This window comes from Promicromonospora sukumoe 327MFSha3.1 (assembly GCF_000385135.1).
GTDB classification, from domain to species: Bacteria; Actinomycetota; Actinomycetes; order Actinomycetales; family Cellulomonadaceae; genus Promicromonospora; species Promicromonospora sukumoe_B.
The window spans coordinates 527260-548920 of sequence record NZ_ARQM01000011.1 but is presented as its reverse complement, the minus strand read 5'-3'; the positions used below and the strand labels follow the sequence as shown (position 1 = coordinate 548920).

General features: G+C 72.2%; 18 protein-coding genes. 1 reads left to right on the top strand and 17 read right to left on the bottom strand.

From position 1 onward, the window contains the following. Positions 1 to 152: 152 nt before the first annotated feature. The 17 genes from H291_RS0116155 to H291_RS0116075 form a co-directional block, all read right to left on the bottom strand. Entirely contained in the window at positions 153 to 1241 is a 1089-nt protein-coding gene (locus tag H291_RS0116155) for a polyprenyl synthetase family protein (RefSeq protein WP_020016050.1), read from the bottom strand. Continuing rightward, complete coding sequence (gene nuoN, locus H291_RS0116150; protein WP_020016049.1) at positions 1238 to 3043, bottom strand: NADH-quinone oxidoreductase subunit NuoN; 1806 nt, start codon at positions 3041 to 3043, stop codon at positions 1238 to 1240. The genes H291_RS0116155 and nuoN overlap by 4 nt, the downstream gene beginning before the upstream one ends. Beyond that, positions 3040 to 4623 (bottom strand): NADH-quinone oxidoreductase subunit M, encoded by a 1584-nt coding sequence (locus tag H291_RS0116145; protein WP_020016048.1) that lies wholly within the window; start codon positions 4621 to 4623, stop codon positions 3040 to 3042. Before H291_RS0116145 ends, nuoN begins: the two co-directional genes overlap by 4 nt. A gap of 11 nt (positions 4624 to 4634) precedes the next feature. After that, complete coding sequence (gene nuoL / locus H291_RS30445) at positions 4635 to 6560, bottom strand: NADH-quinone oxidoreductase subunit L (protein ID WP_020016047.1); 1926 nt, start codon at positions 6558 to 6560, stop codon at positions 4635 to 4637. Positions 6561 to 6579: 19 nt separating this feature from the next. Next, the gene (gene nuoK, locus H291_RS0116135; RefSeq protein WP_020016046.1) at positions 6580 to 6879 is read right to left on the bottom strand and encodes an NADH-quinone oxidoreductase subunit NuoK; all 300 of its coding nucleotides are present in this window, start codon (positions 6877 to 6879) and stop codon (positions 6580 to 6582) included. Next, on the bottom strand, positions 6879 to 7703 hold the full coding sequence (locus H291_RS0116130; protein ID WP_020016045.1) for an NADH-quinone oxidoreductase subunit J: 825 nt from the start codon (positions 7701 to 7703) through the stop codon (positions 6879 to 6881). The genes nuoK and H291_RS0116130 overlap by 1 nt, the downstream gene beginning before the upstream one ends. After that, the gene (nuoI, locus tag H291_RS30440) at positions 7700 to 8539 is read right to left on the bottom strand and encodes an NADH-quinone oxidoreductase subunit NuoI (protein ID WP_020016044.1); all 840 of its coding nucleotides are present in this window, start codon (positions 8537 to 8539) and stop codon (positions 7700 to 7702) included. Before nuoI ends, H291_RS0116130 begins: the two co-directional genes overlap by 4 nt. Further along, complete coding sequence (gene nuoH / locus H291_RS30435) at positions 8532 to 9830, bottom strand: NADH-quinone oxidoreductase subunit NuoH (protein WP_020016043.1); 1299 nt, start codon at positions 9828 to 9830, stop codon at positions 8532 to 8534. Before nuoH ends, nuoI begins: the two co-directional genes overlap by 8 nt. Further along, a complete protein-coding gene (locus tag H291_RS0116115; protein ID WP_020016042.1) occupies positions 9827 to 12412 on the bottom strand; it encodes an NADH-quinone oxidoreductase subunit G in 2586 nt (861 codons plus the stop codon). Before H291_RS0116115 ends, nuoH begins: the two co-directional genes overlap by 4 nt. Then, positions 12412 to 13755 carry an NADH-quinone oxidoreductase subunit NuoF gene (gene nuoF / locus H291_RS0116110; protein WP_020016041.1) on the bottom strand — a complete coding sequence of 448 codons (1344 nt, stop codon included), beginning with the start codon at positions 13753 to 13755 and terminating at the stop codon, positions 12412 to 12414. The genes H291_RS0116115 and nuoF overlap by 1 nt, the downstream gene beginning before the upstream one ends. After that, a complete protein-coding gene (gene nuoE / locus H291_RS0116105; protein WP_020016040.1) occupies positions 13752 to 14585 on the bottom strand; it encodes an NADH-quinone oxidoreductase subunit NuoE in 834 nt (277 codons plus the stop codon). The genes nuoF and nuoE overlap by 4 nt, the downstream gene beginning before the upstream one ends. Beyond that, positions 14582 to 15937 carry an NADH-quinone oxidoreductase subunit D gene (locus tag H291_RS0116100; protein WP_026365822.1) on the bottom strand — a complete coding sequence of 452 codons (1356 nt, stop codon included), beginning with the start codon at positions 15935 to 15937 and terminating at the stop codon, positions 14582 to 14584. Before H291_RS0116100 ends, nuoE begins: the two co-directional genes overlap by 4 nt. Then, positions 15937 to 16701 carry an NADH-quinone oxidoreductase subunit C gene (locus tag H291_RS0116095; protein ID WP_020016038.1) on the bottom strand — a complete coding sequence of 255 codons (765 nt, stop codon included), beginning with the start codon at positions 16699 to 16701 and terminating at the stop codon, positions 15937 to 15939. Before H291_RS0116095 ends, H291_RS0116100 begins: the two co-directional genes overlap by 1 nt. Beyond that, a complete protein-coding gene (locus tag H291_RS0116090) occupies positions 16698 to 17249 on the bottom strand; it encodes a NuoB/complex I 20 kDa subunit family protein (protein WP_020016037.1) in 552 nt (183 codons plus the stop codon). The genes H291_RS0116095 and H291_RS0116090 overlap by 4 nt, the downstream gene beginning before the upstream one ends. 73 nt (positions 17250 to 17322) lie before the next feature. After that, positions 17323 to 17682, bottom strand: coding sequence for an NADH-quinone oxidoreductase subunit A (locus H291_RS0116085; protein ID WP_020016036.1), 360 nt, complete (start codon positions 17680 to 17682; stop codon positions 17323 to 17325). A 43-nt stretch (positions 17683 to 17725) separates the two neighbouring features. Continuing rightward, positions 17726 to 19021 (bottom strand): geranylgeranyl reductase family protein, encoded by a 1296-nt coding sequence (locus H291_RS0116080; RefSeq protein WP_020016035.1) that lies wholly within the window; start codon positions 19019 to 19021, stop codon positions 17726 to 17728. Between the two features lie 301 nt (positions 19022 to 19322). Beyond that, positions 19323 to 20018: a demethylmenaquinone methyltransferase gene (locus H291_RS0116075; protein ID WP_020016034.1), complete on the bottom strand. Its 696-nt coding sequence runs from the start codon at positions 20016 to 20018 to the stop codon at positions 19323 to 19325. 176 nt (positions 20019 to 20194) lie between these two features. Here H291_RS0116075 and H291_RS0116070 point away from each other — a divergent pair, with 176 nt between their 5' ends. Next, entirely contained in the window at positions 20195 to 21649 is a 1455-nt protein-coding gene (locus tag H291_RS0116070; RefSeq protein WP_020016033.1) for an isochorismate synthase, read from the top strand. The last annotated feature ends 12 nt before the right edge of the window (positions 21650 to 21661 follow it).

Sequence of the window (21661 nt, the reverse complement as noted above, 5' to 3'; positions counted from 1 at the left end):
ATCAGCGGCGGTGGCGGCAGCCTAGCCGTTGCCTCCGACAACCGGAACGTTAGAGGGTCTTCCTGGACGGGTGAAATCGTTAGTCTGGAGCGAAGTACCAGGTCAGACGCATGATCACAACTTCGTCACTGTCGTCGAGGACCGCCCGCGCGTCAGACCGCGCGGTCCGCCAGGGCCTGCGCGAACTGCTCCAGGGACTCCTTGACCGGCCCGTCCGGCAGCGGCGCGAGCTCCGCGGCCGCCTCGCGCGCCCAGCGCACCGCCAGCTCCCGGGTGTCGGCAAGGACGGAGTGCGCCCGCAGGCGCTGCAGGGCGGCCGTCAGCACCTCGTCGGACGACAGGTCGCCGTCGAGCGTCGCGAGCAGGTCCTTGTCGTCGTCGGTGGCGGAGCCCGACGCGACGTGCTGGCGCAGCAGCAGCACCGGCATGGTCGGCACGTGCTCGCGCAGGTCGGTGCCCGGCGTCTTGCCCGAGGTCTCGCCCTCGGAGGCGACGTCGAGGACGTCGTCGGCGAGCTGGAAGGCGACGCCGACCTTCTCGCCGAACGCGCCCACGGCCTCGATCTGCCCCTTCGGCGCACCGGCGAGCATGGCGCCCAGCCGGGCCGACGCCGACAGCAGCGACGCCGTCTTGTCGCTCAGCACCTGCAGGTAGTGGGCCACGGCGTCCTCGCCGTCGTCCGGGCCCATGGTCTCGTGCAGCTGCCCCATGCACATGCGCTCGAACGTCCGGGACTGCAGGATCACCGCCTCGGGACCGAGCTCGGCCACCCGGGCCGAGGCCCGGGCGAACAGCATGTCGCCCACCAGGATCGCCACCGAGTTGCCCCACACCATGTGGGCCGCCGGGGCGCCCCGGCGCATCGGCGCCGAGTCCATGACGTCGTCGTGGTACAGCGAGGCGACCTGCGTCAGCTCGACCACCACGGCGGCGTCGACGACACCGGGCGCAGCGCCGTCGCCCAGCTCACCCGTGAGCAGGGTGAGCAGCGGCCGGAACCGCTTGCCGCCCGCGTCGACGAGGTGCCGCGAGGCGCCGTCGGCCAGCTTGTCCGCGCTGGAGACGGCGTCCGACAGCGCCTCGTCGACCACCGTCAGCCGGTCCGCGAGACGGGACGCCAGCTCCGGGTCCGTGATCGGCAGGCCGAGCGCGGTCGGGTCGGGCAGGTCAGTCGGAGCGGCCGGGGGTGCGGACGCCGACGTACCCGTCGTCGTCTGGGGCGGCAGCGGTACGGAGGTCACGGCACGAACTTACTTGCCTCTGCCACCAGATTAAGAACCAGAGACGGGAAAACTCCGAGAATCACCGTCGCGATCGCGCAGACGGCGATCGCCACGGCCGCCGGACCACGCGACCGCACCACCGTGACGACGACGCGCTGCGCGGCCGTGACCTGCACCTTGGTCGCGGTGGCGACGCTGCCCTCGCTGGTCGAGCCTTCGGCGCCCTCGCCGGTCGCGCCCTCGCTGGTCGAGCTTGTCGAGACCCCGGTTTCGACAGGCTCCACCCGCGAGGCAGGCTCGACCTGCGAGGCCGGCTCGACCGTCCCCGGCTGGAACACCATGACGACCAGCAGCCGCAGGTAGAACGCCACGGCGACCACCGACGCGAGCACGCCGAGCACCGCGAGCCACCACAGGCCGCCCGACGTCGCCCCGGCGAACGCGCCGAACTTGGCGATGAACCCGGCCGTGAGCGGGATGCCCGCCATGGACAGCAGGAACAGGGCGAACGCAGCGGTGAGCCACGGGGCCTTGCGCCCCAGGCCGGCCCACTGGGCGATCTCGGTCGCCTCGCCGAGCACCACGCCGTCGTCGGCCACGGGGCCGTTGTCCTCCGGCGCCCCGGGCGTGACCCGGCGCTCCCGGACCAGCGTGACCACGGCGAACGCGCCGATCGTCGCGATGCCGTAGGCGAGCAGGTAGAAGAGCGTGGACGACTGGACCTGCGGGCCGAAGCCGGCGATGCCCACCAGCAGGAACCCGGCGTGCGCGATCGACGAGTAGGCCAGCAGGCGCTTCACGTCGGTCTGCACGGACCCGATCACGGTGCCGACGGCCATGGTCAGGACGGCCACCACGACGATGACCACCTGGAGCTGCCGCATGATCTCCGGGTCGACCGCCTGGACGCCGATCGAGATGCGGTACAGCACCTCGACCAGTGCCGCGACGGCCGCCGCCTTGGTGCACGCGGCCATGAAACCGGTGATGGGCGTGGGCGCGCCGGTGTAGACGTCGGGGGTCCAGGCGTGGAACGGCACCGCGCCGATCTTGAACAGCAGGCCGACCGTCACCAGCAGCACACCGGCCACGAGCAGCGCGCTCATGCCCTCCAGGGGCAGTGCGCCCTGCTGCACCCGCTGCGCGATCTCCAGGAGCCGCACCGTGCCGGCGAACCCGTAGATCAGCGCGACGCCGAAGATGAACAGCGCCGACGCGAAGGCGCCCAGCAGGAAGTACTTGGCCGCCGCCTCCTGCGAGAGCAGCCGGCGCCGGCGCGCCGTGGCGCACAGCACGTACAGCGGGAGCGACAGCACCTCCAGCGCGATGAACATGACGATCAGGTCGTCGGTGGAGGCGAAGAGCATCATGCCGCCCGCCGCGAACAGCAGCAGCGGGTAGATCTCGGTCTGCTCCAGGCCCGACTTCCGGGCGAGGTCCTCGTACGAGGTGCCGGGCACCGCCGAGGCCGTGGGCGCGAACGCGTCCTGGCCGGTGGCGGTGCGGTCGGCCACGACGAGCACACCCAGGAACGCGAGCAGCGCGATGATGCCCTGCGCTCCGAGCGCGAACGGCGTCAGCGTCACGCTGCCGCCGACCACCTGGACGGGCTGCGCCACGATCTGGGGCCAGAGGTACACCACGAACGCGAGGCCACCGGCCAGCGCGGCCAGGGTGAGCACGATCTGGGTCACGCGGCGGGCCCTGGCCGGGACGAACGCCTCGAGGAGCACGCCGACCACACCCGCGCCCAGCACCACGATCAGCGGCGCGAGGGCGAGCCAGTCGATCTCGGGTGCCACGAACTCGTTGCCGTTCACTTGTCGCTCCCCATCTGCGCGGCGGCGTCCGCCGGGTCGTCGACCGCGATGGTCGTCGCCGACTGCTGCGCCGGCGCGTCCACGTAGGTCAGGGCGAGGCCCGGCACCAGGCCGAGCACCAGGAGTCCGACCACCAGCGGGGCCGCGACGATACGCTCACGCGCCCTGAGGTCGGGCAGCGCCTCCAGCCCCTCGGCCGGCGCCCCGGTGAAGATCTTCTGGTAGGTCAGCAGCACGTAGATCGCGGCGAGCACCACACCCGGGATCGCCGCCACGGTCCAGGCGGCCGAGCCGGCGGGAGCCCCGGAGAAGGCCCCGATCAGCACCATGATCTCGCTGACGAACGTGGCCAGGCCGGGCAGCGACAGCGTCGCCAGGCCCGCCACGAGGAACGTGCCGGCGAGCACCGGCGTGACCGACCGCAGGCCGCGGTAGTCCGTGATCCGCTGCGACCGCTCCGGGTGCCGGGCCACGAGGAACCCGGCCACCAGGAACAGTGCGCCCGTGGCCAGCCCGTGGTTGAGCATCATGAAGCTCGACCCGGCGGTGCCCAGCGGCGTGAAGGTGAAGATGCCCAGGATGATGAAGCCGAAGTGGCTCACCGACGTCCAGCCGACCAGGCGCAGCAGGTCGGTCTGCATGATGGCCATGATCGCGCCGTACAGCACCGAGATGACGGCGAGCGCGATCACGAACGGCGCGGCCCAGCGGGACGCCTCCGGGAACAGCGGCAGGCACAGGGTCAGCATCCCGAAGGTGCCCACCTTGTCCAGCACGCAGATCAGCAGCGTGGACGTGCCGGGGGTGGCGTTGCCCGCGACGTCGGGCAGCCAGCTGTGCACCGGGACCATCGGGGCCTTGATCGCGAAGGCGATGAAGAACCCGACGAACATGAGGCGCTCGGCGATGGTGCCGAGGTTCACGCCCACCAGCTCGTCCACGAGGAAGGCCTTGCTCGGGTCCACGCCCGCGCCGACCGCGAGGAAGTACAGCGCGATCACCGCGGCGAGCATGATGAGCCCGCCGCCCAGGCTGAACATCAGGAACTTCACGGCCGCCTGGCGCCGGCCCGCACCCTGCCCGAACCCGCCGATGAGGAAGTAGGCGGGGATCAGCATGGCCTCGAACAGCACGTAGAACAGGAAGACGTCGCGGGCGGCGAACACGGCCACCATGAACGCCTGGAGCAGCAGCACGAGACCCACGAACCGGCGCAGGCGCACCTCGTCGCGCCCCTGCTCGTTCCAGGCGGCCAGCAGCACCAGCGGCACCAGCACCACGGCCAGCGCCACGAGCAGGAGGCCGACGCCGTCGACGGCCACCGCGTAGGACGTGCCGATCTGCGGGATCCAGGCATGGGTCTCGGCGAGCTGGTGCTCGGCGGCGGCGCTGGTGTCGAAGGCGAGGAACGCCCCGACCAGCAGGGCCACCTCGACCAGCGAGAACACCAGGGCGACGGGGCGGGCCAGGCCGGTCCCCGCGTTCGCGGAGCCGGTCCGGGAGCGACCGAGCGCGCCCAGCGCCACCACCGCCGCGCCGACCAGCGGCCACGCGATGAGGGCGGTCAGCCAGGGAAACATCTCTCCTCCGATCACTGGGCACCACCGAGACCCACCACGAGCCACACGACCACGGCGATGACGAGCACGCCGCCCGCCATGCCCGCCGCGTACGAGCGGACGTACCCGGTCTGCGCCTTGCGGAACACCCCGCCGAACCACGAGACCGCCTGCGGCAGCACGCTCCAGCCGCGGTCGACGACGTCCCGGTCGCCGACCTGCACCACGCGGGCCAGCCCGTAGCCGGGCTTCATCACGAGGGTCTCGTTGGCGGCGTCCTGGTAGAGGTCCTTGCGGGCGGCCCGCGTGAGGACGGAGCCGCGCGGCGCCTCCTCGGGGACCAGGTTGACGGCGTACATCCGGAACGCGAGCAGCGCCCCGAGCACGACGACGACGAGCGTGGCGGTGATGATCACCGGGACCGGCAGCACGGGCTCGTGGTGCTCGGCATGGCCGGTCACCGGCTCCAGCCATGTGGTGAACGTGCCGCCGATGCCGAGCACGAGACCCAGCGCGGCGGAGCCGACGCCGAGGAAGACCAGCGGCCACCACATCAGCGGCGAGCCCTCGTGCGGGTGCTGGTTCTCGGTCCAGCGCGGACGGCGTCCGCCGAACGTCATGAAGAACAGGCGCGTCATGTAGAACGCGGTGATCGCGGCGCCGAGCACGGCGACCGTGCCGAACACCCAGGCCCGCCACGGCTGGCCCTCGACCGGGATGAACGCGGCCTCGATGATGCCGTCCTTGCTCCAGAAGCCGGAGAAGGGCGGGATCCCGAGGATCGCGAGCCAGCCCAGGCCCATCGTGATCCAGGTGATGGGCAGGAACCGCGACAGCCCGCCGAAGCGCCGCATGTCGGTCTGGTCACCCATCGCGTGCATCACCGAGCCGGCGCCGAGGAACAGGCCCGCCTTGAAGAAGCCGTGGGTGAGCAGGTGGAAGATCGCGAACGCGTACCCGGCCGGGCCGAGGCCCGCGGCGAGCATCATGTAGCCGATCTGGGACATCGTGGAGGCGGCCAGCGCCTTCTTGATGTCGTCCTTGGCGCAGCCGACGATCGCCCCGAACAGCAGGGTCACCGCGCCGACCAGCACGACGACGAGCTGCGCCGTGGGCGCGGCCTCGAGGATGGCCCCGGAACGCACCATGAGGTAGACGCCGGCGGTGACCATGGTGGCCGCGTGGATGAGCGCGGAGACCGGCGTCGGGCCGGCCATCGCGTCGCCGAGCCAGGCCTGGAGCGGGAACTGCGCCGACTTGCCGCAGGCGGCGAGCAGCAGGCAGAGGCCGATCGCGGTGGCGGTGGCCTGCGACATGGTGCCGACGGAGTCCTCGGACAGGGCGGTGCCGAAGTCGAGGGCGCCCGCGTGGGCGAACAGCAGCGCCATGGCGGCGATGAGCCCCATGTCACCGATGCGGTTCATGACGAACGCCTTCTTGGCCGCTACGGCGTTCTCCCGCGCGGAGGGCCGTCCCGTGTCCCAGAACCCGATGAGCAGGTAGGACGCGAGGCCCACGCCCTCCCAGCCCACGAAGAGCAGGAGGTAGGAGTTGGCCAGGACCAGCGTCAGCATCGCCGCGACGAACAGGTTCAGGTACGCGAAGAAGCGGCGCCGGTCGGGGTCGTGGTCCATGTAGGCCACGGAGTAGATGTGGATGAGCGTGCCCACGAAGGTCACGAGCATCACGAAGGTCATGGACAGGGGGTCCAGCCGGATGCCGAGGTCCACGTCCAGGTTCCCGGCGGACAGCCATGTCCACAGGTGGTGGTCGACGGAGCGGTCCTCGGCGGGCGTGCCGATCATGCGGAACATCAGGATGAAGGCGACGGCCCCGGAGGCGGCCGAGGCCGCCACCCCGAGCCAGTGGCCCCAGCGGTCGGTGGCCCTGCCACCCAGCAGCAGGATCGCTGCGCCGATCAGCGGGAAGCCGACCAGCCAGGGGGCGAGCCCGATCACTTCGTTCACTGTCTCCCCCTCAGCCCTTGAGCAGGTTGACGTCGTCGACCGAGGCCGAGCGGCGGGTACGGAAGATCGTCACGATGATGGCGAGGCCGACGACGACCTCGGCGGCGGCGACGACCATGACGAAGAAGGCGAGCACCTGGCCCGTCAGGTCGCCGTGCATCCTGGCGAAGGTGACGAAGGCGAGGTTCGTGGCGTTGAGCATGAGCTCCACGCCCATGAAGACGACGATCGCGTTGCGGCGCAGCAGCACGGTCGTGGCCCCGATGGCGAAGAGCACGGCGGCCAGGACCACGTAGTTGGTGATGTCCATCAGGCCTCTCCCTCACGCGTTCCGGTCGAGCGGGACCCACCGACCTGGGCCTGGGTCTCGACGAGCTCGGTACCCGGCGCGTGCGGGGCCGCCTTCTCCTGGCCGCGGATGCGCAGCACCCGCGACACCGACTGCGGCACCTGCTCGCCGTCCGGCCCGAGCGCGGGCGTGTCCATCGCGTTGGACGTGGCGTAGACGCCCGGCGACGGCAGCGGGGTGAGCACCACGCCGTCGGGCAGGGCGCGGACCCGCGCGTCGGCGACGGCGCGCTGGTCCTGCTTGGGCGTGAGCCGGCGCCGGTGGGTGAGCACGAGCGCGCCCACGGCCGCGGTCACGAGCAGCACGCCCACGGCCTCCATGGCCACCACGTACTGGGAGAAGAGCACGCGGGCCAGGCCCTGCGGGTTCGCGACGCCGCCCGGGTCTCCCCCGTTCAGCCCGGCCGCCGGCGGGAACGCCGCGCGCCCCACCACGGCGCCCAGCAGCACGGCGAGGCCGATGCCGATGAGCAGGCCGATCCAGCGCTGCCCGCGGATGGTCTCGGTGAGCGAGTCCGACGCGTCGACGCCGACGAGCATCAGGACGAACAGGAACAGCATCATCACCGCGCCCGTGTACACGACCACCTGCACGACGCCGAGGAACGGTGCCTCCTGCGCGATGTACAGGATGGCCATGCTGACCATGACGAACACGAGGCACATCGCCGCGTGCACGGCCCGCTTGACGAACAGCAGGCCGAGCGCGGCGAGCACCATGAGCGGCGCGATCACCCAGAACAGGACGGTCTCGCCGCCGGAGATCTCCAGCCCGGCGGGGGTCATGCCGTCACCCCCGGGCGGCCGGAGCCGGCCGCGTCGCTCGCCAGCACGCGCACGGAGCCCACGGCGGCGGCGCCCGCGGACCGCTCGGCGGCCCCCGGACCCTCGTCGGGGCGCAGCTCGTGCTGCCGCGGCGTCGGCGCGGGCGCGCGGCCCGAGGCGACGGCGTCGGCGGCGTCGAGCGTCTCGTCGTCGGGCCGGTGCTCCCGGACCCAGTCGACCTGGGCCGCCGTCGGGCCCAGCACGTCGCCGCTGTAGTAGTTGGTGTCCGTGGTGCCCTCGACCATGGGGTGGGGCGCCGCGAGCATGCCCTCCGAGAGCGGGGCCAGCAGGTCCTGCTTCTCGTAGATCATGCCGGCGCGCGTCTTGCCGGCCAGCTCGAAGTCGTTGGTCATGGTCAGCGCCCGCGTGGGGCAGGCCTCGATGCACAGCCCGCAGAAGATGCAGCGCAGGTAGTTGATCTGGTAGACGCCGCCGTACCGCTCGCCGGGGCTCATGTGCGCGCCGGCCGAGTCGTCCGCGTTGACCTGGAGGCCCGCGTTCTCGGGCAGGTCCGCGTTGGACGCGCCCTCCACGTAGATCGCGTCCGCCGGGCACGCCCAGGCGCACAGCTCGCAGCCGATGCACTTCTCCAGCCCGTCGGCGTACCGGTTGAGCTGGTGGCGGCCGTGGAACCGGCGCTGGGTGGGCACCTTCTCGCGGGGGTACTGCTCCGTGACCGTGGGCCTGAACATCGACGACAGCGTCACGCCGAATCCCGCGACGGGAGCGAACAGCTCCGCGATGGGTCCCGGCTGGGGCCGCAGGGGCTGGTACTCGCCCGACTTTCGCTCACTCACCGTGGACCTCCTTTCCGAACCGCTTGGACGGGGGCAGCTTCTCGCCGGGCAGCGGCGGCACCGGGAACCCGCCGGCGAACGCGTCGACGGGCTCCTTGTCCGCGCCGTCGCCCGGTGGCGCGGCCTTCTTGTCGGGCCAGAACCACATGACCGCGATGAAGACGACGGCGACCCCGATGATCACCGGGACGAACTGCTGGAAGGACATGCCCTGCACGCGCTGCAGCCACTGCACGACGGCGAGCACGACGACCCAGGCCAGCGCGACCGGGATGAGCACCTTCCAGCCGAAGACCATGAACTGGTCGTAGCGCAGGCGCAGCAGCGTGCCGCGCACCCACACGAAGAAGAACATGACGGCCCAGAGCTTCACGAGGAACCAGATGATGGGCAGCCAGCCCTCGTTGAGCGCGCCGCCCAGGAACCCGTCGGGCACCGGTGCCCGCCAGCCGCCCAGGAAGAGGGTCACGCAGACGGCCGAGACGTTGAGCATGTTGATGTACTCCGCCAGGAAGAACCAGGCGAACTTCATCGACGAGTACTCGGTCATGTAGCCGGAGACCAGCTCGCCCTCGGCCTCGGGGAGGTCGAACGGCAGGCGGTTGGTCTCGCCGACCATCGAGATCACGTAGATCACGAAGGCCGGCGCGAGCGGGATGAACCACCAGATCTGCGTCTGGCTGGACACGATCTGGGAGGTCGACATCGACCCCGCCATGATGAAGACGCTCACCAGGGACAGGCCCATCGCGAGCTCGTAGCTGATCACCTGCGCCGTGGACCGGACCGAGCCGAGCAGCGGGTACGTGGAGCCCGACGCCCAACCGCCCAGCACGATGCCGTAGACGCCGAGCGACGCGGCGGCCAGCACGTAGAGCACCGCCACCGGGAAGTCGGTGAGCTGCGCCGGTGTGGTCCAGTCGGTCCACGGGAAGGGCAGGCTCGGCCCGAACGGGATCACGGCGAACACGAGCAGCGAGCAGAACACCGAGATCATCGGTGCCAGCAGGTACACGAACCGGTCGGCTCGTGTGACCGTCATGTCCTCCTTGAGCAGGAGCTTCATGGCGTCCGCGAGCGACTGGAGCAGGCCGGCCGGCCCGTGCCAGTTGGGGCCGGGGCGCACCTGCATGCGCGCCACGACCTTGCGCTCGAACCAGATCGCGAACAGCACGCTGGTCAGCAGGAAGACCACGATCAGCACGGCCTTCACGATCGAGGCCCAGATGGTCTCCTGCGAGAAGTCCGCGGCCACGCCGGGCGCGGCCTCGGCCAGCAGCACCGGGTTCATCGGGCGTCTCCTTCCGGCGTGACGGTGACGAGGTCGCCCGCGGTCGCGCCGAGCGTGTCGTGCACGCGGGAGCCGGCGGACGCGAGCGGCAGCCAGACCACGCCGTCGACCATCCCGTCGGTGACCGCGGCGGGCACCCGGACCGAGCCGCGCGCCGTGCTGACGGTGACCACGCCGCCGTCGGCGACCCCGAAACCGGCCGCGGTCGCGGCCGACATCCGGGCGACGGCCTGCTTGGCCGTGCCGGCGAGGAACTGCTCGCCCTCCTGGCCGGAGGCCGCGTCGAGCAGGAGCCGCCAGGTGGCGAGCACCGCCTGCCCCGGGCCCACGGCGGGCGGTGCGGCGAGCACGTCGCTCTCGATGGTCACCGCGTCGCCCTCCCACGCGCCCTGGGTCAGGGCGATCGCGAGGTGCGCCTCGGCGGGCGACGCCGCCTGCAGGTCCACCCCGAGCTGCTGCGCCAGGACGTGCAGCACGCGGTGGTCGGGCAGCGCGCTCGACTCGAGCGCGGCGGCGAAGGACCGCACGCGGCCCTCCCAGTTCCAGTACGAGCCGGCACGCTCCACGGGCGGGGCGACCGGGAGCACGACGTCGGCCCGCTCGGTCACCTCCGAGGCGCGCACCTCGACGCTCACGACGAACCCGCCCCGGGCCCGCACCGCGTCCAGCGCCGCGCGCGCGGCCGCCGGGTCGGGCAGGTCCGCGAGCTCGACGCCGCCCACGATCGCTCCGCCCAGGGCGCCCGAGGCGAGCGCCCCGAGGATGCCCGCGGTGTCGCGGCCGGGCGTGGCCGGCAGCTCGGCGCCCCAGGCCTGGGCCACCTCGGCCCGCGCCGTGGCGTCGGCGACCGGGCGGCCGCCGGGCAGCAGGCCCGGCAGCAGGCCGGCCTCGACGCCGCCGCGCTCGCCCGCGCGCCGCGGGACCCACGCGAGCCGCGCGCCCGTGGCCTCGGCGAGGCCGAGGGCCGCCGTGTACGCGCCGGGCGAGCCCGCGAGGCGCTCGCCCACCAGGATGACGGCGCCCGGCTGGGCCAGGGCGCTCGTGTCGATGTCCGACGTCGGGGCGTCCGCGGGGAGCAGGCCGCCACCGAGGCTGGTGGTCAGGCTGGTCAGCCACTCGGCCTCGGTGCCGGGGGCCGCCGGGAGCAGCGTGCCGTCCAGGCGGGCCAGGCCGCGGGTGGCGTAGGGGGCGATCGAGAAGACCTTGGTGCCGGCCTTGCCGCGTGCGCCCTTGCGCAGCCGCAGGAAGGTGACGCCGGCCTCCTCCTCGGCCTCCAGGCCGACGAGCAGCACCGCGGGGGCGTGCTCCAGGTCGCCGAACGTGACGCCCACGCCGGAGCCGGCCACGACGCGGCCCAGGAACGCGGCCTCCTCGGCGGAGTGCACGCGCACCCGCTGGTCCACGTCGTTGGTGCCGAGCGCCGTGCGGGCGAACCGCGACCAGGCGAACGCGTCCTCGACCGTCAGGCGGCCGCCGGGCAGCACGCCCACGCCGCCGTTGTCGCGGGCTGCGGCCAGGCCGGCCGCCGCGATCTCCAGGGCCTCGACCCAGGACGCGGGGCGCAGCTCGCCGTCCTCGCGCACCAGCGGCGTGGTGATGCGGTCCGGCGCCGTCTGCCACGTGAAGGCGAAGCGGTCCTTGTCGGTGATCCACTCCTCGTTGACCACCGGGTCCTCGCCGGAGAGCCGGCGCAGCACCTGGCCGCGGCGGTGGTCGATGCGGATCGCCGAGCCGCACGAGTCGTGCTCGGCGATGCTCTCGCTGCTGACCAGGTCGAACGGGCGCGACCGGAACCGGTAGCCCGCGCCCGTCAGGGCGCCCACCGGGCAGATCTGCACGGTGTTGCCCGAGTAGTAGGACGAGAACGGCCGCCCGGACGTGTCCGTCGTGGCCTCCCCGACCGGACGGTCCACGGGGCCGGTGGACGACTCCGCGCCGGCGAACCCGAGCACGTCCTCGTCGAACCGGCCGATCTGCTGGTGCGCGCCGCGGTCCTGGAGGGCGATGAACGCGTCGCCCGCGATCTCCTCGCTGAACCGGGTGCAGCGCTGGCACAGCACGCAGCGCTCGCGGTCCAGCAGGATCTGCGTGGACAGGGCGATCGGCTTGGGGAAGGTGCGCTTGACGTCGACGAACCGCGTCTCGGGCCGCCCGTTGCTCATCGCCTGGTTCTGCAGGGGGCACTCGCCGCCCTTGTCGCAGACCGGGCAGTCCAGCGGGTGGTTCATGAGCAGCAGCTCCATGACCCCCTGCTGCGCCTTGTCGGCGACGGCGGAGGTGTGCTGCGTCTTGACCACCATGCCGGGCGCGACCGTCATGGTGCACGACGCCTGCGGCTTCGGCATGGGCCGCACGTTGCCCTCGCGGTCCGGCATGGCGACCTCGACGAGGCACTGCCGGCACGCGCCGGCGGGCGCCAGGAGCGGGTGGTCGCAGAACCGCGGGATCTGGATGCCGGCCTGCTCGGCGGCGCGGATGATCAGCGTGCCCTTGGGCACGCTCACCTCCGTGCCGTCGATCGTGAAGGTGACCAGCTCGACCGGGGCGGCCTCGGCCGTGGGGTTGTTCGTGGTGACGGTCATCAGTGACCTCCCGCGCCGGCGCCCGTGAGGGCACCCGGTGTCCGTGTCTTGGGGGTGTACGGGAACAGCGCCGACGCGCTCGGGTCGAACGGGCAGCCGTGCCCGTCGATGTGCGCCTGGTACTCGTCCCGGAAGTGCTCGATGCTGGAGGTGATCGGTGAGACGGCGCCGTCGCCCAGGGCGCAGAACGCCTTGCCCAGGATGTTGTCGCACAGGTCGACCAGCAGCTCGAGGTCGCCGTCCTGGCCCTCGCCGGCCTCGATGCGGTGCAGCACCTGCTTGAGCCAGTAGGTGCCCTCGCGGCACGGCGTGCACTTGCCGCAGGACTCGTGCGCGTAGAAGTCGGTCCACCGGGACACGGCCCGCACCACGCAGACCGTCTCGTCGAAGATCTGCAGCGCGCGCGTGCCGAGCATCGAGCCCGCCGCGCCCACCGACTCGTAGTCGAGCGGGGTGTCGAGGTGGTCCTGCGTGAAGATCGGCGTCGACGACCCGCCCGGGGTCCAGAACTTCAGCTCGTGGCCCGCGCGGATGCCGCCCGAGAGCTCGAGCAGCTCGCGCAGCGTGATGCCGAGCGGCGCCTCGAACTGGCCGGGCCGGGTCACGTGCCCGGACAGCGAGAACAGGCCGTGGCCCTGCGACTTCTCGGTGCCCATGGAGGCGAACCAGTCCGCGCCCCGGGCCACGATGGCCGGGACGGACGCGATGGACTCCACGTTGTTGACCACCGTGGGCCGCGCGTACAGGCCGGCCACGGCGGGGAACGGCGGCTTGAGCCGCGGCTGGCCGCGCAGGCCCTCCAGCGAGTCGAGCAGCGCCGTCTCCTCGCCGCAGATGTAGGCGCCCGCGCCCGCGTGCACCGTGACGTCCAGGTCGAAGCCCGAGCCCTGGATGTTCTTGCCCAGGTAGCCCGCCTTGTACGCCTCCTCGACGGCGTTCAGCAGCCGCCGGTAGACGTGCAGCACCTCGCCGCGCACGTAGATGAACGCGTGGTCGCAGCCGATCGCGAAGCTCGTGATCGCCACACCCTCGATCAGGTGCTGCGGGCTGGCGAGCATGAGCGGGATGTCCTTGCAGGTGCCCGGCTCGGACTCGTCGGCGTTGACGACCAGGTACCGCGGGCCACCGTCGGGCGGGGGCAGGAAGCCCCACTTCATGCCGGTGGGGAAGCCCGCGCCGCCGCGGCCGCGCAGCCCGGAGTCCTTGACGGCCTGGACCAGCGCGGCCGGCTCCATCGTCAGGGCCTTCTTCAGGCCGGCGTAGCCGCCGTTGCGCTCGTACGTGGCCAGCCGCCAGGAGCGGTCCTTGTCCCACGTGTCGGTGAGTACCGGTGTGAGGTTCACTTCGCGTCCTCCCCGGGCTTCTTGTCCTTGCCGGTCTCGGTGTCGGACGACGTCGCCGGCTTGCGCTCGGCGCTCGACCCGGGCGTGCCGACGGGCGGGCTGGTCTGGCCCGCGGCCGCGCCCTCCGCCGCGCCGCCGGCCGCCGGGGCCTCCGGAGCCGTCCAGCCGCGCTCGCGGGCGACCTTCAGCCCCACCAGCGTCGGCTCGCCCGCGCCCGTGCCCTCGTCGGCGCGGCCGTCGGGGAACCCGGCCAGGACCCGGCTCATCTGCTTGAACGAGCAGACGGACGCGGCGCCGCGGGTCGGCACGACGTCGTCCCCGAGCCGCAGCTTGTCCGCGAGCGCCGTGGCCGTCTCGGGCGTCTGGTTGTCGAAGAACTCCCAGTTGACCATCACGACGGGCGCGTAGTCGCAGGCGGCGTTGCACTCGATGCGCTCGAGGGTGATGGCGCCGTCGTCGGTGGTCTCGTCGTGGCCCACGCCGAGGTGGTCGCTGAGCTCGTCGAAGATCGCGTCGCCGCCCATGACGGCGCACAGGGTGTTGGTGCACACGCCCACGGTGTAGGTGCCGTTGGGGTGGCGCTTGTACTGGGTGTAGAAGGTGGCGACGGCGGAGACCTCGGCGGCCGTGATGCCGAGCATCTCGGCGCAGAACAGGATGCCGTCGCGGCTGACGTACCCGTCGACCGACTGCACGAGGTGCAGCATGGGCAGCAGCCCGGACCGGGGGTCCGGGTAGCGGGCCATGATCGCCGTGGCGTCGGCGGTCAGGGACGCCACGGTCTCGGCGTCGTAGCCGGTCTTCGTGGCCGCCTGCGGATCTGCGGTCATCGGTCCACACCTCCCAGCACGGGGTCCAGGGACGCGACGGCGACGACGACGTCGGCCACCTGGCCGCCCTCGCACATCACCGACGTGGCCTGGAGGTTGTTGAACGAGGGGTCGCGGAAGTGCGCGCGGTAGGGGCGGGTGCCGCCGTCGGAGACGACGTGCACGCCGAGCTCGCCGCGTGGGTGCTCCACGGTCTGCCAGGCCTGGCCCACGGGGACGCGGAAGCCCTCGGTGACCAGCTTGAAGTGGTGGATCAGGGCCTCCATGGAGGTGCCCATGATCTTCTTGATGTGCTCCAGCGAGTTGCCCTGCCCGTCGCCGCCGACGGCGAGCTGGGCGGGCCAGGCGATCTTCTTGTCGGCGACCATGACCGGCTCGCCCTCGGTGCGGTCGAGCCGCTCCAGGGCCTGCTCGACGATCTTGAGGGACTGGTAGCACTCCTCGATGCGGAGCACCACGCGGTCGTAGCAGTCGGCGCCCTTGGCGGTGGGGACGTCGAAGTCGTAGGTCTCGTAGCCGCAGTACGGGTTGTCCTTGCGGACGTCGTACGGCAGGCCGGTGGAGCGCAGCACGGGCCCGGTGATGGCGAGCGCCATGCAGCCGGAGAGGTTCAGGACGCCGACGTTGGTCAGGCGGGCCTTGAAGATGGGGTTGGCGAGCATGAGGTCGCCGAGCTGCTTGAGGTAGTGCCGCACCTTCTTCAGGGCCTCGCGGGCCTGGGTGGTGAAGCCCTCCGGCGTGTCCACGGCCACGCCGCCGGGGCGGATGTAGGCGTGGTTCATGCGCAGGCCGGTGACGGCCTCGAAGAGCCGCAGGATCTCCTCGCGGGCGGTGAACCCGATGGTCATGACGGTGGTGGCGCCCATCTCGTTGCCGCCGGTGCCGACGCAGACCAGGTGGGAGGCGATGCGGTTGAGCTCCATCATCAGGACGCGGATCACGCTGGCGCGCTCGGGCACGTCGTCGGTGATGCCGAGCAGCTTCTCGACGGCGAGGCAGTAGGCGGCCTCCTGGAACAGGGGCGCCACGTAGTCCATGCGGGTGCAGAACGTGGTGCCCTGCGTCCAGGTGCGGAACTCCATGTTCTTCTCGATGCCCGTGTGCAGGTAGCCGATGCCGGCGCGGGCCTCGGTGACGGTCTCGCCGTCGATCTCCAGCATCAGGCGCAGCACGCCGTGCGTGGACGGGTGCTGGGGACCCATGTTGACGACGATCCGCTCCTCGCCGATCGCCTCGCGCGCGATGTCGTCCCAGTCGCCGTCGCCGTAGGCCTCGAAGGCCCGCACGGTGGACGACATGTCCTCGTTCCCGGCGGCCCGGGTGGCGTGGGGTGCAGTGGTGGGAGCGCTCATCAGTAGCTCCTCCTCGTGTCCGGCGGGGGCACCGTGGCGCCCTTGTACTCGACGGGGATGCCGCCGAGCGGGTAGTCCTTGCGCTGCGGGTGGCCCACCCAGTCGTCCGGCATCTCGATGCGCGTCAGGGCGGGGTGGCCGTCGAAGACGATCCCGAAGAAGTCGAAGGTCTCGCGCTCGTGCCAGTCGTTGGCCGGGTACACGGACGTGGTGGACGGGATGTGCGGGTCGGCATCGGGCGCCGCGACCTCGAGCCGCAGGCGGCGCGAGTGCGTGACCGACGTCAGGTGGTAGACGGCGTGCAGCTCCCTGTCCGCGTCGTGCGGGTAGTGCACGCCGCTGACGCCGAGGGACAGCTCGAACCGCAGGTCCTGGTCGTCGCGCAGGGCCTGGCAGACGGCCACGAGGTGCTCGCGGGCGACGTGCAGGGTGAGCTCCACCTGGCGCGCGTCGGGGCTCTCGGCGCCGTGCAGGTCCACGACCACCTTCTCGACCGCCTGGTCGTAGGTGGGCCCGCCGACGCGGGCGCCGTCGGCCAGCACCTCGGCCAGGACGTCGACCACCTGGTCGAACCAGCTCCCGTACGGGCGGGGCGACGCGGCGGGCATCGCGACGGGCGTGACCAGGCCGCCGTAGCCGGACGTGTCGCCCGAGCCCTGGACGCCGAACATGCCCTTCCTGACCTCGACCACCTCGAAGGTGGCCGCGCCCTCCGGGGGTGTCAGGGCCGAGCCCTGGTCGCCGCCCGGCGTGACGTCGCTCATCGCAGCAGGCCCTTCATCTCGAAGGTGGGGGTGGCCTCCATCGCGGCCGCCTCGGCGGCGCGCGCCGCCTCGACCCGGTTCACGCCCAGCGGCGCGTTCTGGATGTGGTCGTGCAGCCCGAGGATCGCGTTGATCAGCATCTCCGGGCGCGGCGGGCAGCCGGGCAGGTAGATGTCGACCGGGACCACGTGGTCCACGCCCTGCACGATCGCGTAGTTGTTGAACATCCCGCCCGACGACGCGCACACGCCCATGGAGAGCACCCACTTGGGCTCGCTCATCTGGTCGTACACCTGACGCACCACCGGGGCCATCTTCTGGCTCACCCGGCCCGCGACGATCATCAGGTCCGCCTGGCGCGGCGAGGCGCGGAACACCTCCATGCCGAACCGCGACAGGTCGAACCGCGACGCGCCCGCCGCCATCATCTCGATGGCGCAGCAGGCCAGGCCGAACGTCACCGGCCACACCGAGGCCTTGCGCAGGTACCCCGCGAGGTCCTCGATCGTCGTCAGCAGGAAACCTGACGGCGCTTCCTCGACACCCATGTCCCCTCCTTGCTGCCGGGCCCCGCCCGGCGTCGCTGCCCGGCGCCGGGAGGCGCCGCGCGTGAAGTCGCTGTCAGACCCAGTCGAAGCCGCCGCGGCGCCACTCGTAGACGAACGGGACGGTGATCAGCGCCAGGAACGCCAGCATCGCCACCAGCCCGAACGTCGCGAGCGTCGTGAAGTCCACGGCCCACGGGTAGAGAAAGACGACCTCGATGTCGAAGACGATGAATGTCATCGCCACCAGGTAGTACTTGATCGGCAGGCGCCCGCCGCCCACCGCGTGCGGCGTCGGCTCGATGCCGCACTCGTACGAGTCGAGCTTGGCGCGGTTGTACCGCTTGGGGCCGATGATCGCGCTCGCGGCGACCCCGCCGAGCGCCAGGACCGCCCCGATCGCCATGAGGATCAGGATGGGTACGTAGGGATTCATGCTGTGCCCTTCGTGGACGACGTGCCCTTCATGGACGTGATGCTCATGCGCTCGGGACCACCCTGGTCAGGCCCGCGATGACACGGTCGACCCAGTCGCCGCCGTGCGGCTCGTAGCAGTCGGACAGGAGCTTGAGCGTGAACTGCATGACGACCTTGCGCGGCAGCCCGTACCGGACGCAGACGCGCATGATCTCCGGGTGCTCGATGAGCCGCACGAACCAGCGGCCCAGGGTGTAGTAGCCGCCCAGGTCGGCCCGCATGCGGTCCGCGTAGGTGGCGAGCGTGGCCTCGCGCGCCGCGTCGCTGGTGCGGTGCCGGGCCTGGCTGATCGCCTCGGCGGCGACCCGGCCCGCCTGCAGGCCGTACGCGATGCCCTCGCCGTTGAACGGGCTCACCATGCCCGCGGAGTCGCCGGCCAGCAGCACGCCGTCCGCGTACAGCGGGCCGCGGTTGTAGCCCATGGGCAGGGCCGCGCCGCGGATCGGGCCGCGCTCGGGCTCGTGGACCAGGTCCCAGCCCTCCGGCGCGCTCTTCTCCAGCCACGTCTCCATCAGCCGCCGGTAGTCGATGCCGGCCGCCGACTGCCGCGCCGGGGTCGAGGACACGCTGCCGAGGCCCACGTTCACGGTGCCGTCACCGAGCGGGAAGATCCAGCCGTAGCCCGGCAGCAGGTTGCTCCTGCCCGGCTCGCCGTCCCACAGCTCCAGGTGCGACTCCATGAACGGGTCGTCGTGGCGCGGGGTGCGGTAGTAGGCACGCACCGCGGTGCCCATGGGGCGGTCGTCGCGGCGCTCGCGGCCCACGGCCAGCGCGAACCGCGAGCTGACGCCGTCGGCGGCCACCACGACGGGCGCGCGCAGCTCCTTGACCGGGCCCTCGGCGCGGCCGCGGGCGTCCAGCGGCTGGGCGGTGACGCCGACCACGCGGCCGTCGTCGTCGCGCAGCGGGCCCGTGACCTTGGTGCGCTGCAGGAGCTTGGCGCCGCTCGCCTGGGCGTGCTGCGCCAGGGTGTGGTCCAGGCCCATCCGGGTCCGGGCCATGCCGTAGCCCGGGTAGGTGGTCAGGGCTGGCCAGTCCAGCTCGTAGGAGCGGCCGCCGCCGTGGACGCGCAGGCCGCGGTTGCGGATCCAGCCGTCCTCCTGGCGGGTCGGCACGCCCATGCGGACCAGCTCCGCCACGGCACGCGGCGTGAGGCCGTCGCCGCAGATCTTGTCGCGGGGGAACTCGCCCTTCTCCAGCAGCAGCACGTCGAGCCCCGCGGCCGCGCACCAGTGCGCGGTGGACGAGCCGGCCGGACCGGCGCCCACCACGATGACATCCGCGTCGTCGCGTATCACTCTTCGCACGTTCACCCCCGTTGGGAACCCGCTGCCTGGTCGTTGCTGACCTGCTGTGCGGGGTTCGGCAAGGGCTTCATGACAAGCCCTTGTGAACCCTGTCACAACACCGACACCCTAGCCACACTTAGGGGGGATTGTGTAGGAAGGTTCCCCTTACTTGGGGAGGTCACAGCAGCCCTGCGCGGGGTGCCCCCTTGGCGCGCAAAGGGGCGAGGTCGTGACTTTGCATCGAGATCGGTCCGGCGTTGGACCGATCTCGATGCAAAGTCACGACCTCGCGAAGACGCTGCGGACTAGCTCAGGCCCCGCGGACCGCCCGGTGCAGGGCCACGATGCCGCCCGTGACGTTGCGGTAGGCGGCGTGCTCCCAGCCGGCCTCGAGCATGAGCTTGGCCAGGTCGACCTGCGTGTGCCAGCCCCGGATGGACTCGGCGAGGTAGTCGTAGGAGCCCTTGTCCCGCGTCACGGCGCCGGCCACCACGGGGAGCGCGCGCATCAGGTACTCCTGGTAGACAGTGCGGAACGGGCCCCACGTCGGGGTGGAGAACTCGCAGATCACGATGCGCCCGCCGGGCCGCACCACGCGCCGCATCTCGCGCAGCGCCGAGAGCGTGTCCACCACGTTGCGCAGGCCGAAGCTGATCGTCACGGCGTCGAACGACTCGTCCGCGAACGGCAGCCTGGTGGCGTCGCCCGCGACGAACGGCAGGTCCGGGCGGCGCTGCTTGCCCACCTGCAGCATGCCGATCGAGAAGTCGGACGGGACCACGAAGGCGCCGTCGGCCGCGAAGGGCTCGCTGCTGGTCCCGGTGCCCGCGGCGAGGTCGAGCACGCGCTCGCCCGGCATCGCGGCGACCGCCTCGACCGTGAGGCGGCGCCAGCGCCGGTCCTGCCCCATCGAGATGAGGTCGTTGGTCAGGTCGTAGCGGGCGGCGATCCCGTCGAACATCGACGCGACCTCGGCCGGCTTCTTCTCCAGGCTTGCACGGGACATGCGGCCATCGTTTCACGCCGTGGGAGCGTGCTGGGGGCCGCAGGCGATCCGGGTGGTCGGCAATTCGTCAGGTGATCGGCATTCCGGGGTGCCGACCATCTGACGAACTACCGACCACCTGTGACCTCCCTTACCAGCGGCAAGCACTCGGGGCCCGCGCGCTTATCCTGAAAGCGATGATCGCTTCACCTTCCGGCGGCACTCCCGGCACACCCACCGGCTCCCCCTCCGGCATCAGCGTGTACGACTCCTGGCCGGCCGAGGCGCCGACCACGTCCGACGAGGCGCCGCCCGGCGCTCCGCACGGCCCGCAGCTCGTGGTGCGGACCGTGGCGACGCACGACCTGCCCGGCACGCCGACGGCGCTCGTCGACCGGCTCCCCGACACCAACGCGCTGGCCTGGGTACGGCACGGCGACGGGCTCGTGGGCTGGGGCGAGGCGCTGCGGTTCGAGACCTTCGGCCCCGGCCGGTTCGCCGACGCCGACGAGGCGTGGCGCCAGGTGCTCGACAACGCCGTGGTGCACGACGACGTGAACCTGCCCGGCAGCGGGCTGGTCGCGTTCGGCAGCTTCGCGTTCGACGACGTCTCCCCCGGGGACGAGGCCGAGGACCCCGCGCGGGCGAGCGGCGTGTTGATCGTGCCGCGCGTCGTCGTCGGACGGCGGGGCGAACGCACCTGGATGACCACGATCTCCCTGGTGGGCGACCGGTCCGCGCCCGTCGGCGAGGACCTGCTGTCCGCCTACCCGCAGCAGCCGGTCACCGAGCCCGGCCGCGTGACGCTGGCCGACGGCGCCGTCGCCGCGGCGGACTGGCCCGCCGTGGTGGCCGAGGGCATCGCCCGGATCCAGACCGGCGAGCTGGAGAAGGTGGTGCTCGCCCGCGACGTCGTGGCGACCGCCGAGCACCCGCTGGACACCCGGCACCTGCTGGGCCGCCTGGCGTCCGCGTACGACGCCTGCTGGGCCTTCAGCGTGGACGGCATGGTGGGCGCCACCCCGGAGCTGCTGGTGCGCAGCGAGAAGGGCCTCGTGGCCTCCCGCGTGCTGGCCGGCACGATCCGCCGCGAGCACGGCGTGGCGGACGCCGACGACGCCGACCTGCTGCGCGCGGCCCAGCTCGCCCGGTCCTCCAAGGACCTCGAGGAGCACGAGTTCGCGGTGCGCTCCGTGGCCGCCGCCCTGGAGCCCTACTGCTCGTCGATGAACGTGCCCGAGGCGCCGTTCGTGCTGCACCTGCCGAACGTCATGCACCTCGCCACCGACGTGACCGGCGTGCTGACCGACCAGCGGGGCGGGCGGGCTCCGTCGTCCCTGTCGCTGGCCGCGGCGCTGCACCCGAGCGCCGCCGTGTGCGGCACGCCGACGACCGCCGCACGCAGCCTGATCCGCGAGATCGAGGGGCTGGACCGCGCCCGGTACGCGGGCCCGGTGGGCTGGGTCGGGGCGGACGGCGACGGCGAGTGGGGCATCGCCCTGCGGTCGGCGGAGATCTCCGCGACCGACCCGCGGCACATCCGGCTGTTCGCGGGCTGCGGCATCGTCGCGGCGTCGGACCCGCAGGCCGAGCTGGCCGAGTCCGAGGCCAAGCTGGAGCCGATGCGCTACGCCCTGGGCGCGGTGTCCTGACCAACCGCTGGT

Bases quoted from the DNA above. Each gene is read 5' to 3' on its own strand.
- H291_RS0116090 (WP_020016037.1), bottom strand. From the start codon at position 17,249: ATGGGTGTCGAGGAAGCGCCGTCAGGTTTCCTGCTGACGACGATCGAG.
- nuoE (WP_020016040.1), bottom strand. From the start codon at position 14,585: ATGACCGCAGATCCGCAGGCGGCCACGAAGACCGGCTACGACGCCGAG.
- nuoK (WP_020016046.1), bottom strand. From the start codon at position 6,879: ATGGACATCACCAACTACGTGGTCCTGGCCGCCGTGCTCTTCGCCATC.
- H291_RS0116095 (WP_020016038.1), bottom strand. From the start codon at position 16,701: ATGAGCGACGTCACGCCGGGCGGCGACCAGGGCTCGGCCCTGACACCC.
- H291_RS0116070 (WP_020016033.1), top strand. From the start codon at position 20,195: ATGATCGCTTCACCTTCCGGCGGCACTCCCGGCACACCCACCGGCTCC.
- H291_RS0116085 (WP_020016036.1), bottom strand. From the start codon at position 17,682: ATGAATCCCTACGTACCCATCCTGATCCTCATGGCGATCGGGGCGGTC.
- H291_RS0116145 (WP_020016048.1), bottom strand. From the start codon at position 4,623: ATGTTTCCCTGGCTGACCGCCCTCATCGCGTGGCCGCTGGTCGGCGCG.
- nuoH (WP_020016043.1), bottom strand. From the start codon at position 9,830: ATGAACCCGGTGCTGCTGGCCGAGGCCGCGCCCGGCGTGGCCGCGGAC.
- H291_RS0116100 (WP_026365822.1), bottom strand. From the start codon at position 15,937: ATGAGCGCTCCCACCACTGCACCCCACGCCACCCGGGCCGCCGGGAAC.
- H291_RS0116075 (WP_020016034.1), bottom strand. From the start codon at position 20,018: ATGTCCCGTGCAAGCCTGGAGAAGAAGCCGGCCGAGGTCGCGTCGATG.
- H291_RS0116130 (WP_020016045.1), bottom strand. From the start codon at position 7,703: ATGACCCCCGCCGGGCTGGAGATCTCCGGCGGCGAGACCGTCCTGTTC.
- H291_RS0116115 (WP_020016042.1), bottom strand. From the start codon at position 12,412: ATGACCGTCACCACGAACAACCCCACGGCCGAGGCCGCCCCGGTCGAG.